The 15309-nt window shown below is 65.2% G+C and carries 15 protein-coding genes; 8 read left to right on the forward strand and 7 right to left on the reverse strand.

Going from position 1 to position 15309, the window contains the following annotated elements; translation table 11 throughout:
• Nucleotides 1-127 precede the first annotated feature (127 nt).
• The 5 genes from Q0D31_RS12595 to Q0D31_RS12615 form a co-directional block, all read right to left on the reverse strand.
• Nucleotides 128-1009: a 3-hydroxybutyryl-CoA dehydrogenase gene (locus Q0D31_RS12595; RefSeq protein ID WP_291851392.1), complete on the reverse strand. Its 882-nt coding sequence runs from the start codon at nucleotides 1007-1009 to the stop codon at nucleotides 128-130.
• A gap of 41 nt (nucleotides 1010-1050) precedes the next feature.
• A complete protein-coding gene (locus tag Q0D31_RS12600) occupies nucleotides 1051-1995 on the reverse strand; it encodes an FAD-binding protein (RefSeq protein WP_291850812.1) in 945 nt (314 codons plus the stop codon).
• Nucleotides 1995-2744: an electron transfer flavoprotein subunit beta/FixA family protein gene (locus Q0D31_RS12605; RefSeq protein WP_291850815.1), complete on the reverse strand. Its 750-nt coding sequence runs from the start codon at nucleotides 2742-2744 to the stop codon at nucleotides 1995-1997. Before Q0D31_RS12605 ends, Q0D31_RS12600 begins: the two co-directional genes overlap by 1 nt.
• Before the next feature lie 111 nt (nucleotides 2745-2855).
• Nucleotides 2856-3428, reverse strand: a complete 573-nt coding sequence (locus tag Q0D31_RS12610) for a cob(I)yrinic acid a,c-diamide adenosyltransferase (RefSeq protein WP_291850818.1) — start codon at nucleotides 3426-3428, stop codon at nucleotides 2856-2858.
• Between the two features lie 23 nt (nucleotides 3429-3451).
• On the reverse strand, nucleotides 3452-3646 hold the full coding sequence (locus tag Q0D31_RS12615; RefSeq protein WP_291850821.1) for a twin transmembrane helix small protein: 195 nt from the start codon (nucleotides 3644-3646) through the stop codon (nucleotides 3452-3454).
• A gap of 134 nt (nucleotides 3647-3780) precedes the next feature.
• Here Q0D31_RS12615 and Q0D31_RS12620 point away from each other — a divergent pair, with 134 nt between their 5' ends.
• Nucleotides 3781-4674 carry a YihY/virulence factor BrkB family protein gene (locus Q0D31_RS12620; RefSeq protein WP_291850825.1) on the forward strand — a complete coding sequence of 298 codons (894 nt, stop codon included), beginning with the start codon at nucleotides 3781-3783 and terminating at the stop codon, nucleotides 4672-4674.
• Here the strand turns inward: Q0D31_RS12620 and Q0D31_RS12625 are convergent.
• Complete coding sequence (locus tag Q0D31_RS12625; RefSeq protein WP_291850828.1) at nucleotides 4601-5854, reverse strand: ATP-binding protein; 1254 nt, start codon at nucleotides 5852-5854, stop codon at nucleotides 4601-4603. The genes Q0D31_RS12620 and Q0D31_RS12625 overlap by 74 nt on opposite strands.
• Before the next feature lie 85 nt (nucleotides 5855-5939).
• Nucleotides 5940-6824: a tRNA glutamyl-Q(34) synthetase GluQRS gene (gene gluQRS, locus Q0D31_RS12630; protein ID WP_291850831.1), complete on the reverse strand. Its 885-nt coding sequence runs from the start codon at nucleotides 6822-6824 to the stop codon at nucleotides 5940-5942.
• 37 nt (nucleotides 6825-6861) lie between these two features.
• Between gluQRS and Q0D31_RS12635 the strand changes: the two genes are divergently transcribed.
• The 7 genes from Q0D31_RS12635 (at nucleotide 6862) to Q0D31_RS12665 (ending at nucleotide 15204) form a co-directional block, all read left to right on the forward strand.
• The gene (locus Q0D31_RS12635) at nucleotides 6862-7509 is read left to right on the forward strand and encodes a DNA-3-methyladenine glycosylase 2 family protein (RefSeq protein WP_291850834.1); all 648 of its coding nucleotides are present in this window, start codon (nucleotides 6862-6864) and stop codon (nucleotides 7507-7509) included.
• A 178-nt stretch (nucleotides 7510-7687) separates the two neighbouring features.
• A complete protein-coding gene (locus tag Q0D31_RS12640; protein WP_291850837.1) occupies nucleotides 7688-9475 on the forward strand; it encodes an NAD(P)/FAD-dependent oxidoreductase in 1788 nt (595 codons plus the stop codon).
• A gap of 129 nt (nucleotides 9476-9604) precedes the next feature.
• Entirely contained in the window at nucleotides 9605-10582 is a 978-nt protein-coding gene (locus Q0D31_RS12645) for a peptidyl-alpha-hydroxyglycine alpha-amidating lyase family protein (RefSeq protein WP_291850840.1), read from the forward strand.
• Between the two features lie 209 nt (nucleotides 10583-10791).
• Entirely contained in the window at nucleotides 10792-11349 is a 558-nt protein-coding gene (locus tag Q0D31_RS12650) for an HNH endonuclease (RefSeq protein ID WP_291850844.1), read from the forward strand.
• A 120-nt stretch (nucleotides 11350-11469) separates the two neighbouring features.
• Entirely contained in the window at nucleotides 11470-12987 is a 1518-nt protein-coding gene (locus Q0D31_RS12655) for an AMP-binding protein (protein ID WP_291850848.1), read from the forward strand.
• Between the two features lie 156 nt (nucleotides 12988-13143).
• Entirely contained in the window at nucleotides 13144-14115 is a 972-nt protein-coding gene (locus Q0D31_RS12660; protein ID WP_291850853.1) for a S1C family serine protease, read from the forward strand.
• Nucleotides 14116-14130: 15 nt separating this feature from the next.
• Nucleotides 14131-15204, forward strand: coding sequence for a phospholipase (locus Q0D31_RS12665; protein WP_291850856.1), 1074 nt, complete (start codon nucleotides 14131-14133; stop codon nucleotides 15202-15204).
• Nucleotides 15205-15309: the final 105 nt, after the last annotated feature.

The following is a 15309-nucleotide window of genomic DNA, read 5'->3' on the forward strand; positions in this document are numbered from 1 at the left end:
ATTCGCCATCGATTTGAGAATTGGTGTCGCATGCACAGCGCGTCGTACCCACCGTCTACTCGTTTCGATTCAGGAAATGGTGGGTACGCTTGCTCAGTACCCCCAACAGATGACGCCAACGCCGCGCCTAACGCGTCGGGACCGGCTTGTCGCCGCGGTAATCGTAGAAGCCGCGCTGGGTCTTGCGGCCGAGCCAGCCGGCCTCGACATACTTCACCAGCAGCGGGCACGGGCGGTACTTGGAATCGGCCAATCCCTCGTGCAGCACCTGCATGATCGACAGGCAGGTGTCGAGACCGATGAAATCGGCCAGTTCCAGCGGTCCCATCGGATGGTGGGCGCCGAGCTTCATCGCCGCGTCGATCGCCTCGACATTGCCGACGCCCTCGTAGAGCGTGTAGATCGCCTCGTTGATCATCGGCAGCAGGATGCGGTTGACGATGAAGGCCGGGAAATCCTCCGAGACTGCGATGTGCTTGCCGAGCCGGGTGACGAACTCCTTGGCGGTATCGAAGGTGACATCATCGGTGGCGATGCCGCGGATCAGTTCGACCAGCTCCATCAGCGGCACCGGATTCATGAAGTGAATGCCGATGAAGCGCTCGGGCCGGTCAGTCGAGGCGGCAAGCCGCGTGATCGAGATCGACGAGGTGTTGGAGGCGATGATCGCTTCCGGCTTCAGCACCGTGCAGAGATCGTGAAAGATCTTGCGCTTGACCTCTTCCTTTTCGACCGCGGTCTCGATCACGAGATCGCAATCCGACAATCCGTCGAGCGCCACGGTGGAGGAGATCCGGTCGAGCGCCTGCTTGCGCGCACCCTCGGTGATCGCCTTCTTGGCGACCTGGCGCGACAGATTGCCGTTGATGGTCGCCATCGCCGATTTCAGCCGGTCGTCCGATACATCGTTGAGCACCACGTCGAGGCCGGCCAGCGCCGCCACATGCGCGATGCCGTTGCCCATCTGGCCCGAGCCGATCACGCCGACCTTCTTGATTGTCACCGCCATCTTGTCATCCACGTTCACGTTCCGGCCGTTGTCCGCCGTGACTACTTGCCGAGTTTGCCGAGCGCTTCGGTCAGTTCAGGAACCGCCTGATAGAGGTCCGCCACAAGGCCGTAATCGGCAACCTGGAAGATCGGCGCGTCTTCATCCTTGTTGATCGCAACGATCACCTTGGAATCCTTCATGCCGGCGAGATGCTGGATAGCACCCGAGATTCCGATCGCGACATAGAGTTCGGGCGCGACCACCTTGCCGGTCTGGCCGACCTGCCAGTCGTTCGGCGCATAGCCGGCGTCGACCGCGGCGCGCGAGGCGCCGACGCCGGCGCCCAGCCGGTCGGCCAACGGCTCGATATACTTGGCGAAATTCTCGCGGCTCTGCATCGCGCGGCCGCCGGAGACGATGATTTTGGCCGACGTCAGTTCGGGACGATCGCTCTTGGCGACTTCCTCGCCGACGAAGCTGGAGAGGCCGGGGTCGGCGGCTGCGGCCGCGTTCTCGACCGGAGCGCTGCCGCCGTCACCGGCCGCGGCGAAGGTCGAGGTCCGCACCGTGATCACCTTCTTGGCGTCCCTGGACTTCACCGTCTGGATGGCGTTGCCGGCATAGATCGGCCGTTCGAAGGTGTCCGGCGAAATCACCTTGATGATCTCCGACACCTGCATCACGTCAAGCAGGGCGGCGACGCGCGGCATCACGTTCTTGAAGCGCGAGGTCGCCGGCGCGACGAACGCGTCATAGGACGGCGCCAGCGCAACGATCAGCGCGGCCAGCGGTTCGGCGAGGTCGTGGGCGTAGGCGGCGTTGTCGACCAGCAGCACCTTCTTGACGCCGGCAAGCCGGGCTGCGGCATCAGCCGCCGCCTTGGCGTTTTCACCGGCGACCAGCACATGCACGTCGGCGCCGAGTGCGGCGGCCGCCGTCAGCGCCTTGTTGGTGACGTCCTTGATCGAGACGTTGTCGTGTTCGGCGATCAGCAGCGTCGTCATCAGAGAACCCCGGCTTCGGTCTTGAGTTTGGATACCAGTTCGGCGACGTCCTTGACCTTGACGCCACCCTTGCGGCCGGGCGGTTCCGTCGTCTTCAGCACTTCGAGATGCGGCGTGAGATCGACGCCGTAGTCCGCCGCGCTCTTGTCGTCGATCGGCTTCTTCTTCGCCTTCATGATGTTGGGCAGCGAGGCGTAACGCGGCTCGTTCAGCCGCAGGTCGGTGGTGACGATCGCCGGTCCCTTCAGCTTCACGGTCTGCAGGCCGCCATCGACCTCGCGCGTGATCTTGAAATCGGCGCCGTCGACCTCGACCTTGGAGGCGAAGGTCGCCTGCGACCAGCCGAGTAAGGCCGCCAGCATCTGGCCGGTCTGGTTCGAATCGTCGTCGATCGCCTGCTTGCCCAGAATGACGAGGCCAGGCTTCTCCTGATCCACCACGGCCTTGAGAATCTTGGCGACCGCCAGCGGCTCGACATGGCCTTCGGCCTTGACCAGGATGCCGCGATCGGCGCCCATCGCCAGACCGGTCCGGATCGTCTCCGAGGCCTGCGCCGGGCCAATCGACACCACCACCACCTCGGTCGCCTTGCCGGCTTCCTTGAGCCGCAGCGCTTCCTCGACGGCGATTTCGTCGAACGGATTCATCGACATCTTGACGTTGGCGAGTTCCACGCCCGTCCCGTCGCTCTTGACGCGAACCTTGACGTTGTAGTCGACCACCCGCTTGACCGGCACAAGAACCTTCATCGATCCACTTTCACTTCAATTCCGGGTTAATTGGCTTGGGCGCGGAACCTAAAGGTCCCGCCATCGGCGGTCAACGCGCCAGGGCCAAAAATCGGCCCATGGAGAGACAGCCTAGCGATTCTGGCCCGGCACCCAAAGCACATCGCCGGCCCCGTTGTCGTTTACCGCGCGGCTGGCGACGAACAGGAGATCGGACAGGCGGTTCATATAGTGAATGGCCGCCGCATTGACAGGTTCGTCGGGGCGGGCGGCGAGTTCCACCATGATCCGCTCCGCCCGGCGGCATATGGTGCGGGCCAGGTGCAGGTAGGCCGCGGCGGGGGTGCCGCCCGGAAGCACGAACGAGGTCAACGGCGAAAGCTGCTCGTTCAAACCATCGATGTCGCGTTCGAGCCGCTCGACCTGGCTCGACAGCATCCGCAGCCGCTCCGCCTTGCCGTCGCGCTGGGGCATCGCCAGGTCGGCGCCGAGATCGAACAGGTCGTTCTGGATCCGGCCCAGCATCGCATCGAGTTCGCGCGCCGCGCCGAGGTGCAGCCGCACCACGCCGATAGCGGCGTTGGTTTCATCCACGGTGCCATAGGCGGCGATCCGCAGATCGTACTTCGGACGGCGCTCGCCGCTGCCGAGCGCGGTGGTGCCGTCGTCGCCGGTCCTGGTGTAGATGCGGTTGAGCACGACCATTCGCGATTCCTTCTTTCCGGACTTTACTTGCCGATCGCCCAGACGGCGACCATGGCGATGACGACGGCGACAAACTGCAGCAAGACCCGCAGCCGCATCAGATTCTGCGAACGACTGGGCGAGCCGCCACGCATCATGTTGACGAGGCCGAGCAGCAGGACCAGCGCCACGGCCGCGACCGCGATGGGCAGAACGATCGTACTGAGGAAGGATGCCATGGGTGCTACATAACACCGCAAAAGGTCAACTTCCACACGTTCACAATGGCTCGCCGATCTGGCTTTTTGACCGATAATGTCCGAAGCTCAAGGGGTTTCGGATCGAACCGCCGTTCGCGAGCTTGAGGTGGTATGTGAAGCAGCTTCGCTACGTCTACCACGTCGCAATGGACGCGTTTTATACGTTTCTCGCCGATGACGGCTGGGCGATCGCCAGCCACATCGCGCTGTCGACCTTGATGGCGCTGTTTCCGTTCCTGATCGTGCTGACCTCGCTGGCCGGTTTTGCCGGCTCCAAGGAACTCGCCGACCAGGCCGCCGAGTTGCTGCTGCAGGTCTGGCCCAAACAGGTGGCGGATGCGCTGTCGGGGGAGATCCACGACGTGCTGACCACGACCCGCAGCGACGTGCTGACCATCGGCGCGGTGCTGGCGGTCTATTTCGCGTCGAACGGCGTCGAAGCCCTGCGCGTCGCGCTCAACCGCGCCTATTCTGTGATCGAAGTGCGAAGCTGGTACTGGCTGCGGCTGGAGTCGATCGGCTATACGCTGGTCGCCGCCTTCACCGCGCTGGCGATGGCGTTCCTGATCGTGCTCGGCCCGCTCCTGCTCGAATCGGCGCGGCGTCACATTCCGTTCTTCGTCGAAACCAACGAGAGCGTCCTCAACGTCGCCCGTTACGGCATCACCGTCGCGGCGCTGATCGTCGCGCTCATCATCCTGCACACCTGGCTGCCGGCCGGCCGTCGCAGCTTTCTGCAGATTCTGCCCGGCATCATCTTCACCATGGTCGCGTCGATGCTCTCGGGCGTCGTATTCGGCCAGTATCTGGCGCGGTTCGCCAACAATTACGTCACGATGTACGCCGGGCTCGCATCGGTGATCATCGCGCTGGTGTTTCTGTATTTCATCGCCGCGATCTTCGTCTATGGCGGCGAACTGAACGCGGCGATCATCAAGTCGCGGCTACCCTCCGGCGTGTCGCTTCAAGCAGCGCAGTCGCTAGCGCACGCGGAGACACAGGTTTGACCAGAAAGGCGTCGGCGCCGGCGTCGCGCGATGCCGCCTCGTCGTCGCCGCGCCCCGATACGCCGATGATCGCGATGCCGCCGAGCGGCGGAGCCAGCGCGCGAATGCGCCGGATGGCCTCGATGCCGTCGATCCCCGGCAGCACCATGTCCATCAGCACCGCGTCGAACGCGCCTTGGGCGATCCGCTGCGGCGCGGCCTCGCCCTGGCCGATGAACTCGGTCTGGTGGCCGAGTTCGGTCAGGATCGCATTGAGCACCACCCGCCCGAACGGATTGTCTTCGACGCTCAGCAGTCGCAGCGATTGCTGCGAGACCGACGGCGCATCGTCCACCGTGCGTGACGAAACGGTCAGCGTGTCTTCTGCGGAGGCCATCACGGCCTTGAGCGTAAAGGTGGTGCCGCCGCCCTTGCGCTGGGTCACGAGGATGTCGCCGCCCATCGCGCGCGCGAGCTGTTTGACCGAGGCCAATCCGAGCCCGGCGCCGCCGAAGCGTGAAGCGATGGAGACATTGGCCTGAGAGAAGCGACGGAACAGGCGCTTGACCTCATTGAGCGTGAGGCCGATGCCGCTGTCGGAGACCGCGAATGCCACGGCGATCTTGCCCTTGGTGCTGCGCAGCGGCGTGACCAGCAGTGCCACGCTGCCCTGGTCGGTAAATTTGACCGCATTGTCGATCAGGTTCTCCAGCGCGGCGCGAAGCCGGACCGGGTCGCCGATCGCAAATGCCGGAAGTCGTCCGGAAATATCGACCGACGCCTCCAGGCCCTTGGCCGCAGCGCGGCCGGTCAGCGAATCGCCGGCGTTACGCGCGAGTGTCCGCAGGTCGAAGAAGTCCTGCCGCACCTTTAGCCCGGGACCGCCGCTTCGGGCGGCGTCGACAAACAGGGTCGCAAGGCTCGCCAGATGCTCCGCGCCTGCCCTGATGGTGTCGACCCAACGCCGTTCCCGCTCATCGAGATCGGAGGTCGCCAGGAGGTTGCTGATCGCCAGGATGCCTGTCAGCGGCGTGCGAACCTCGTGCGCAAAGGCGGCGAGCGCGGCCTCGACCATGCCGGGCGCGACGACTGAGGATTTGCGCCGGCCACGCGTCTGCGCAGCCGCGCCGGAGACGCGTTTTTTCGTGAGCCGCGTCTTGACCGGCCGTGTGACGCGCCTAGAGCGCTGCCTTGGCGACATAATCCTCCTTACCCCGCGCGTCGCCAGCATGACACGCCGCGACGGCCGGAGTCACGGAGACGTTTGCGGCAACCCCCAGCGGAAACTACGGGGGCCCTTCCGGCAAACCGACCAGGCGCCGGATGTCGGCTGGCGTGGCGCCCTGCCGGCGCAATTCGCGCAGGGCGGTGGCGTCGGTCGACTTGGAAAGCTTTTGGCCGGACGCGTCCGTCACGAGCGGATGGTGCCGATAAGCCGGTTGCGGCAATCCCAGCAGGTGCTGCAGCAGCCGGTGCACGCTGCTCGACCAGAACAGGTCCCGGCCCCGCACCACATCGGTGACGCCCTGCAAGGAGTCGTCGATTACCACCGCCAAATGATAGCTGGTCGGCGTCTCCTTGCGGGCCAGGATGACGTCGCCCCAGGCCTGCGGCCGCGCGGCAACGTTGCCGGTTTCGCCGCCGGGCCCCTCGCCGCGCTCGGTCCAGGCAAGGTCTTGCGCACCCTCGCAGGCCGCCGCCATGTCGAGCCGCAATGCGTAGGGCACGCCCTGCTCGAGCAGGCGCCTTCGCGCCGCCGGCGCGAGCGATTTAGCCATACCCGGATACAGCGGGGTCCCGTCGGGATCGCGCGGCCAGGGCGCTGCGCGCTCCCTTTCCGCGACGAGAGCGGCGATCTCGGCGCGGCTCTCGAAGGCCGGATAGATCAGGCCGCGCGCCGACAGCGCGTCGACGGCCTCAAGGTAGCGCGCAAAATGCTCCGATTGCCGCCGCACCGGCTTTTCCCAGCCGATCCCGAGCCAGGCCAGGTCTTCGTAGATGGCCGCCTCGAATTCCGGACGGCAACGCGTCGCGTCGATATCCTCGATCCGCAACAGCAACTTTCCGCCCACCCGCCGCGCCAGGTCGACATTCAGCAGCGCCGAATAGGCGTGGCCGAGATGCAAATAGCCGTTCGGGCTCGGCGCGAATCGGAAAACGGGTGGCGGCATTGATCTCTTCCGCGGGACATGGTCGTTTTATGCCGCAATGCTCATCCACCTCAACACCCAGGACGACCTCGAAGAGGCCATCCGCGTCCTGGTCAAGCAGGACCCGCGGCTCAAGCCGATCCTCGCGCTGACGGGTATGCCGGCGCTGCGACAGCGCGAGCCGGGTTTTGCCGGGCTTGCGCACATCGTTTGCGGTCAGCAAGTATCCACCGCGAGCGCGGCCGCGATCTGGGGACGGGTCAGTGCGGCGTTCGATCCGTTCGACCATCACGCCATCCGGAAAGCGCGGGCCGACCGGCTCGGCCGCCTCGGGCTTTCGGCCGCCAAGATCAAGACGCTGAAGACCCTGGCGCGCGAGATCACTGCCGAACGGCTCAATCTCGACGTTCTCGCGAACGAGGATGCCGATGCCGCCCACAACACGCTGATCGCGCTGCACGGCATCGGTCCCTGGACCGCCGATATCTATCTGCTGTTCTGCCTGAGGCACGGCGACGCCTGGCCGGCCGGCGACCTCGCGGTGCAGGAAGCGGTGAAGATCGGGCTCGGCCTGAAAACGCGCCCGACGCCGAAACAGATGGCGCCGCTGGCGGAGCCGTGGCGACCCTATCGCGGCGCCGCGGCGCATCTGTGGTGGAGTTATTACCGGGTGATGAAAAAGCGCGAAGGCGTGCTTGCAGGGTGATTTCGTTCGATCAATCGTTGCCTATGGGATGTCTGGAACCAAAACGCGCCGCCGGCGGGTGCCGACCTGCCCTTATCGGAATAGCCGGCATCCCGTCGCGCCCCTTTCTGCGTCCTCCCGATTGGGTATAGGTTCACCGGGGAACGCGCCGCACAGACGGCCGATGATGGGAACGCGCATGCTCGACAGGACGGACGACATTTCGGTAGCCGCCGACGATTGGCTTAACCGGTTCGAGGAGGCACTGGCCAAGCCGGACGGCGGCGCGCTGAAGGCGCTGTTTCACCCCGACAGCTACTGGCGCGACGTTCTGGCACTGAGCTGGAACATCCAGACACTGAACGGCGCCGACGCGATCCTCAACGCGCTGCCGCCGCTGGCCCGACGCGCGACGCCCTCGGGCTTTGCGATCGACCCCGATCGCGCCCAGCCGCGCAAGGTGATGCGCGCGGGCACCGATGCGGTCGAGGCGATCTTCAAATTCGAGACAATGGTCGGGCGTGGCAGCGGCGTTCTCCGGCTTATTCCGGACCCGGACGACGGCAATCGCCTCAAGGCCTGGACGCTGCTGACCGAGCTTGGCGAGCTGAAAGGCTTTGAGGAGCAGCTTGGCGTCCAGCGGCCGCGCGGCAACGCCTATTCACGCGATTTCCGCGGCCCCAACTGGCTCGACCTGCGCAAGCAATCCGCCGCCTATGCCGACCGCGACCCGACCGTCCTCGTCATCGGCGGCGGCCAATCCGGGCTTTGCATCGCCGCACGCCTGAAGCAGTTGAACGTCGATACCCTGATCGTCGACCGCGAACAGCGCATCGGCGACAACTGGCGCAAGCGCTACCATGCGCTGACGCTGCATAATCAAGTCCAGGTCAACCACCTGCCCTACCTGCATTTCCCGCCGAACTGGCCGACCTATATCCCCAAGGACAAGCTCGCCAACTGGTTTGAGGCCTATGTCGAGGCGATGGAGCTGAACTTCTGGACCGAGACCGAGTTCGAGGGCGGCAGCTACGACGAGCAGCAAGGCCGCTGGACGGTGATGCTGCGCCGCGCCGACGGCAGCAAGCGCGTCATGCATCCGCGCCATGTCGTGCTGGCGACCGGGGTCAGCGGCATACCGAGCGTGCCTGACATTGCGGGCCTGAAGGATTTCGGCGGCAAGGTGCTGCATTCGAGCCAGTATGACGACGGCGAGAACTGGAAGGGCAAGCGCGCGATCGTGGTCGGCACCGGCAACAGCGGCCACGACATCGCGCAGGACTTGCATTCCAGCGGCGCTGCCGTCACCATGTTCCAGCGCTCCTCCACGCTGGTCGTCAGCATCGAACCATCGGCGCAACTGGTCTATGCGCCCTATAATGAAGGCACGCTGGAGGATAATGACCTGATCGCAACCTCGATGCCGCTCAAGCTCGCGCGCAAAAGCCACGCGCTGACGGCGGAGAAATCCAAGGCGCTCGACACCGAGTTACTGGAGGGCCTGGCGCGCGTCGGCTTCAAGCTCGATTTCGGCGAGGACAACACCGGCTGGCAGTTCAAGTACCTGACCCGCGGCGGCGGCTATTATTTCAACGTCGGCTGCTCCGACCTGATCGTCAAAGGCGACATCGCGCTCCGGCAATTCTCCGATATCGAGAAATTCGCGCCCGGGGGCGCCATGATGAAGGGCGGCGAAACCATTGCCGCCGACCTCGTGGTGCTGGCAACCGGCTACAAGCGCCAGGAACAACTGGTGCGCAAGCTGTTCGGCGAGGCGATCGAGGCGCGGGTCGGCACGATCTGGGGCTTCGGCGAGGAACAGGAACTGCGCAACATGTACACCCGCACCGGCCAGCCCGGCCTGTGGTTGATCGCCGGCGGCCTCGCGCAATGCCGCATCGGCTCCAAGCATCTGGCGCTGCAGATCAAGGCGATCGAGGAAGGCCTGTTGCCGCGCGACGTCGGGCCGCGGGCGGCGATTGGGTGATTTCACACACCGTCATTCCGGGATGCGCGAAGCGCAGACCCGGAATCTCGAGATTCTCAGGTGCGCAATTGCGCACCATGGTTCGACGCTCGCGTCGCCCCGGAGTGACGAACAGAAAGGAAGACACAGATGCCGACCATTCTCGGCTCGGGCGAGCACCGTTACCGCGTGGTGGAGAATTTCGCCAAGCTGCCTGACGGCTGGAGCCTGACCGATGCCGCTTCGGTGGCGGTTGACAGCAAGGACCGTGTCTACGTCTTCAACCGCGGCGCCCATCCGATGATCGTGCTCGACCGCGAGGGCAATTTCCTGCGCAGCTGGGGTGAAGGCCTGTTCAACCGCGCCCACGGCCTACACATCGATGCCGACGACAATCTCTATTGCACCGATGACGGCGACCATACCGTGCGCAAGTGCTCGACCGACGGCAAGGTGCTGTTGACGATCGGTATCCCGAACAAGCCCGCGCCGTTCATGAGCGGCGAGCCGTTTCACCGCTGCACCCATACGGCGCTGTCACCACAGGGCGAGATTTACGTCTCGGATGGCTACGGCAATGCCTGCGTCCATAAATACTCTCCGGATGGGAAATTGCTCAAGACCTGGGGCGAGCCCGGCACCGATCCCGGCCAGTTCAACATCGTGCACAACATCGCAACCGACGCCGACGGATATGTCTATGTCGCCGACCGCGAAAATCATCGCGTCCAGGTGTTCGACGGCAACGGCAAATACCAGACGCAGTGGAACAATCTGCACCGGCCCTGCGCGCTGTGCCGCTGCGGCAGCGGCATGGCCTCGACCTTCATCATCGGCGAGCTCGGCCCCGGCATGGCGGTCAATCGCAAGGTGCCCAATCTCGGCCCGCGGCTGTCGATCGTGGACGCCGGCGGCAAGCGCATCGCCCGGCTCGGCGGCGAGAACGGGCCGGGGCTGGAGGCGGGCAAGTTCCTCGCCCCGCATGGAATCGCGATGGATTCCAGGGGCGACATCTATCTCGGCGAGGTCGGCGTCACCGACTGGAAGACCAGCTTTCCGGATACGCCGATGCCGCCTGAAGTCGCCGTCAGCCGCTGCCTGCAAAAGCTGGAGAGGGTCCGGGCCTGAGCGCGATCCCGCGCTGTCGCGCGGGATCGCCCATGAACGGCTTGCATCCGAGACACGGGGATTCGAAGCCGATTCCATCGAAATGGCCTCACGCCACGCCTGCGCTCTGCTGGATAAGCCCCGGAACGCTCTTCACAATCCCGTCACGCTGACTGTAGTATGCAACGAGCATGCTGCTTCGCAGCTAACATAGGAGTCAGGAGCGTTACTTGAACGCACATGTCTCGCAGGGCGGTTGGCCGGTACTGGTGCTGAACGCGGATTTCCGGCCGCTGAGCTACTACCCGCTGTCTCTCTGGTCGTGGCAGGACGCGATCAAGGCGGTGTTCCTCGATCGCGTCAACATCGTCGAGCACTACGATCGCGCCGTGCGCAGCCCGACCTTCGAGATCCAGCTTCCAAGCGTGGTGTCGCTGAAGTCCTTCGTCAAGCCGACGACGCATCCTGCCTTCACCCGGTTTAACGTCTTCCTGCGCGACCGCTTCGCCTGCCAGTATTGCCACGCGCATGACGACCTGACGTTCGACCACATCATTCCACGCAGCAAGGGCGGCCAGACCACCTGGGAAAACGTGGTCGCGGCCTGTTCGCCCTGCAACCTGCGCAAGGGCAATTTGACGCCGCAGCAGGCGCGGATGTTTCCGCGGCAGACCCCGTTTGCGCCGACCGTGCACCAGCTCCACCGCAACGGGCGATTATTTCCGCCGAACTATCTGCACGACAGCTGGCTCGACTATTTATACTGGGATACCGAGCTCGATCCGTAGGCTCCGGCGCAGCTTGACTTGCAACGGCGCCTGTTGGTGAAGTACCTGACAAGGCGGCTTTCGCCTCCTGGTGAAGCACAAGCGCGGCCGCCAAACGCCGCCAACGGAAGACCGCGCCCCATGCTGATCCCCATCGCCGACGTGCCGCGCTGGTATGCCGAGCGCAAGCATCCGGACACCATCGCGATCAGCCACGGCAGGGACACGCTCACCTGGGACCAGCTCGAGCGCAACGCCAATGCCCGCGCCCGCGCCTTTGCCGCCAGGGGCGTCAAGCCCGGCGACTTCGTCGCCATCGGCTTGCCCAACAGCAACCTGTTTTTCGAGACCACCTTTGCGGTGTGGAAGTGCGGCGCGACGCCGACGTCGCTGACCTGGCGGCTGCCGCGCGGTGAGGCGGCCGCGGTGCTCGACATCCTCAAGCCATCATTGGTGGTCGGTGGCCAGCCCGACTGGAATGCGCCGAATTCGCTGCCCGCCGATTTCGTGCCCGAAGGCCTGTCGGACGAGCCGGTGACGAACCCGGTGGCGCGCTACTGGAAGGCGATGACCAGCGGCGGCTCGACCGGGCGGCCCAAGGTGATCCTCGATCACATGCCGGCAGTGGTGGAGACGACGGCGCCGTCCCCGCTCGGCCTCGTGCAGAATGTGTCGCTGCTCAACCCCGGGCCGCTCTATCACAACGCGCCCTTCATCGTGTCGCACACCGCGCTGTTCAACGGCGGGCGCGTCACCGGCCTGGTCAAGTTCGACGCCGAGGAGACGCTGCGCCTGATCGAGGCCAACCGGGTGCAATGGGTCAATTTCGTGCCAACCATGATGCACCGGATCTGGGCCCTGCCCGACGAAGTTCGAAACCGCTACGACCTCTCCAGCCTGCAGACCGTGTTTCACATGGCGGCTCCGATGCCGCCTTGGCTAAAGGAAAAATGGATCGGGTGGCTCGGGCCCGAGCGCATCTACGAGCTCTATGGCGGCACCGAGCGGCAGGGCGCCACGATCATTTCCGGCACGGAATGGCTCGCCCACAGGGGCTCCGTCGGCAAAATCGGCGACACTTGCCGGCTGCGGATCATCGGCGAGGACGGCAACGATGTGGCAACAGGCGAAACCGGCGAAATCTATTTCCTGCCCAATGACGGCGCCGGCAGCACCTACCACTATCTCGGCGCCGAGCCGAAGCGTCGGCCGGACGGCTGGGAGTCGCTCGGCGACATCGGACGGCTCGACGCCGAGGGCTATCTCTATCTCGGCGATCGGCTCGCCGACATGATCCTGCGCGGCGGCGCCAACATCTATCCGGCCGAGGTCGAGGCCGCGATATCGGCGCATCCGGAGGTGCGTTCCTGCATCGTGGTGGGCCTGCCCGACCCGGAATTCGGGCAGCGCGTGCATGCCATCCTCGAACTTGCGCCGGCGAGCGACGCGCAAGCCGTCGCCGACGGCATGGCGGCGTTCCTGGCCGACCGGCTCAGCCGCTACAAGCATCCGGAAAGTTTCGAGATCGTTGCCGTCGGCTTGCGCGACGATTCCGGGAAAGTTCGCCGCACCCTGCTCCGCGACGAGCGCGCCGGCTGGCTGAAGGAAAACCGCAAGTTCCGGATCATGCCTTCCCGCGCACGGGCAAGGGTGGAATGACCGCAAACGCTGCAGAACATGTGTAAATATGCCCTCATAACAGTCGCTTGACGGCTCGTTCTGCGAGACACTTTCAAGGCCGACATTTGCGGCATAGATTGTAACGAATTCGCGCGCTTGCTCGCCGCAGCCCGGCCGGTTCGACAGGAGACCACCATGCCCTCTTTGACCGAATGGAGAGTGCCGCCCGCAAACCAGCCCCGTCAGGGCGATTATGGATTCGACCTCGACAGCACCCTGTCGTCGGTGGTCGGGCTGCATTCCATCATCCCGCCCGACGCTTTCAGCGCCGAGACGCTCGGCACCGAACGGGCCGGCAATGGCGTGCTGATCGATGACGGGCTGGTGCTGACCATCGGCTATCTCATTACCGAGGCGGAAGCCGTATGGCTGCATCGCGGCGACGGCCGGGTCGTGGAAGGCCACGCGCTCGGCTTCGACTTTGAGTCCGGCTTCGGCCTGGTGCAGGCGCTCGGCAATCTCGATCTCCAACCGCTGCCGCTCGGTTCTTCGGCCGCCGCCGCGGTCGGCGACCGCGTCGTGGTCGGCGGCGCCGGCGGCCGCACCCGATCGGTTGCGAGCCGGATCGCCGCCAAGCAGGAATTCGCCGGCTATTGGGAATATCTGCTGGACGAGGCGATCTTCACCCACCCGGCGCATCCGAACTGGGGCGGCACCGGGCTCATCTCCAACCGCGGCGAACTGATCGGCATCGGTTCGCTGCAGCTTGAACGGGAGCGCGACGGCAAGGCCGAGCACGTCAACATGATCGTGCCGATCGACCTGCTGAAGCCGGTGCTCGACGACATCAGGAAATTCGGCCGCGTCAACAAGCCGGCGCGGCCCTGGCTCGGCATGTACACGACCGAAATCGACGGCCGCGTCGTGGTGGTCGGCATCGCCGGCAAGGGACCGGCGGCGCGGGCCGAGATCAAGACTGGCGACGTCATCCTCGCCGTCGACGGCGAGAATGTCGTCAGCCAGGCCGGATTCTACCGGAAGCTGTGGTCACTCGGCGCCGCCGGCGTCGACGTGCCGCTTACGGTCTATCACGAGGGCGTCACCTTCGACGTGGCGCTGACCTCGATCGATCGCGCCAAATTGTTGAAGGCGCCACGGCTGCACTGAGATTGGACACCGCCCATGAGCGAGGCCGTGGTGGACCACATCGTGGCCGTGCTGCCGCCGTTGCTGCAGTCGCTCGAAGCCCTCGGCTTTGTTGCGCGCCACCTCCATCCGCCGGATTTCGACCGCGTGATGGAAGCCGCAGGCCAGCCTGACGCAGCCTTGCGGGCGGTGCGTCCGCGGCTGGTGCAATGGCCCGACGGATTCGCCGACATCAGGACGCCGCTTGAAATCGCCAGCGACGCAGCCCTCGCGGCGTTCGATGCCTTGCGGATCGTGCAACACGGCAATGGCGATCTGGTCGGCGTGTTTCGCGCGCTGCGCCACGTCCCGCGGGCGCAGGAAGCGCTTTATGCGCTATCGGCGAAGCTGCCGCCGGTGAGCGAGTTCTTCGTCGATCCTTCGCTGCGCCAGGACGCTGGACTCATGGCGCGGCTTGCAGCGCCGTCCGGCGAGGATACCGGCGTGATACATGACCACGACGAACCCGGCGGCCGCGGCGGCTTTTCGCTCTACGTGCCGGAATACTACACGCCCAGGCGGGCCTGGCCGCTGGTGATGGCGCTGCATGGCGGCAGCGGCAACGGCCGCAGCTTCCTGTGGAGCTGGCTGCGCGACGCCCGCAGCCGCGGCGCGATCCTGGTCGCGCCAACGGCCACCGGCAGCACCTGGGCCTTGATGGGCGACGACGCCGATACGCCGAACCTGATGCGCATCCTGGAATCGGTGCGCTCGCGCTGGAACATCGATTCGAGCCGAATGCTGCTGACGGGCATGAGCGACGGCGGCACCTTCTGCTACGTTACGGGATTCGAGCGCGCCTCGCCCTTCACCCATCTGGCGCCGGTGGCGGCGACCTTCCATCCGCTGATGGCCGAAATGGCCGAGGCTGAAAGGTTGCGCGGTCTGCCGGTCCACATCGTGCATGGCAAGCTCGACTGGATGTTTCCGGTACAAGTGGCACGGCAGACCCGCCAGGCGCTGGCCGCGGCCGGCGCCGCCGTGACCTATCGCGAACTCGACGATCTCAGCCATTGCTACCCGCGCGAGATGAACGCTGAAATCCTGCACTGGATGGGTTGCCAAGGCTGACCACGACAAGCTCCCTCCACCGCATCGCCCTATTAACGCCCGCAACGACGGGTTTGGTGTCGTTGGAACCATGCTGACACATCTGCATTGTTGTCCACGACGGAG

This window comes from Bradyrhizobium sp. (assembly GCF_022844465.1).
Lineage (GTDB): Bacteria > Pseudomonadota > Alphaproteobacteria > Rhizobiales > Xanthobacteraceae > Bradyrhizobium.